The sequence below is a fragment of the Mesorhizobium sp. M0184 genome (genome assembly GCF_040322215.1).
GTDB lineage: Bacteria > Pseudomonadota > Alphaproteobacteria > Rhizobiales > Rhizobiaceae > Mesorhizobium.
Genome location: NZ_JAMYSZ010000118.1, coordinates 1 through 575, shown reverse-complemented (window position 1 = coordinate 575; position 575 = coordinate 1). Strand labels below are relative to the sequence as shown.

2 pseudogenes are annotated in these 575 nt (G+C 69.7%); one reads left to right on the top strand and one right to left on the bottom strand.

The window, feature by feature from the left end:
- Positions 1–190 (bottom strand): annotated as a pseudogene (locus tag NKJ23_RS34570) (hypothetical protein); the annotation flags it as partial.
- On the opposite strand from NKJ23_RS34570, the pseudogene NKJ23_RS34565 reads away from it, so the two are divergent.
- A pseudogene (locus NKJ23_RS34565) lies at positions 191–575 on the top strand (RHE_PE00001 family protein); the annotation flags it as partial. It lies immediately after the preceding pseudogene.

Sequence of the window (575 nt, the reverse complement as noted above, 5' to 3'; positions counted from 1 at the left end):
CCCATGGGGCGAGATCGCCGGCCCGCTGGTCGCGGCGGAAGACGCTGTGACGCGTCTCGACGAGCGTCTCGCCCGCTCGCCGGTGCGCGACGGGTTTGTCGAGCGCTTTCACTTCCACGATGCGGCCGCCACGCTTTGGCTGGAAGGCGAGCTTGTCCATGTCGAGGACCTCGTTCTGCACGATGCGCATATGGACATCCGCGCGCCCACGCACGAGCTCACCCGCGCCCACGCCGTTCTGCGCACCCGCCGACAGATTTTTGGCAACGCCCCCGATTGGGCCCTGGCCCGCGAGGGTTTTTTAGCCCTCACCGGGCGCGGCCGCCGAGCGGCGCCCTTGAAAAGCAGCCAGGAAGGGGAGGGAGCTCTGGCGCCGGACCTGGATCCCGACGAAGCAGTCGAGGCGCAGGAGCCGGATTCGCTGGCCGGGGAGTTCGCGGCCATCGACGCGGTGCTGGCGCGGTCGAGCGCGGTCCTCAAAGGCGTCGCGGTCGAACGTCCTTCCCGGCCGCAAGCGGCACCGGAGCGGGATCCGCTGGTCTATGATCTGGATTGGGACGAGCCTGCCCGCCTCG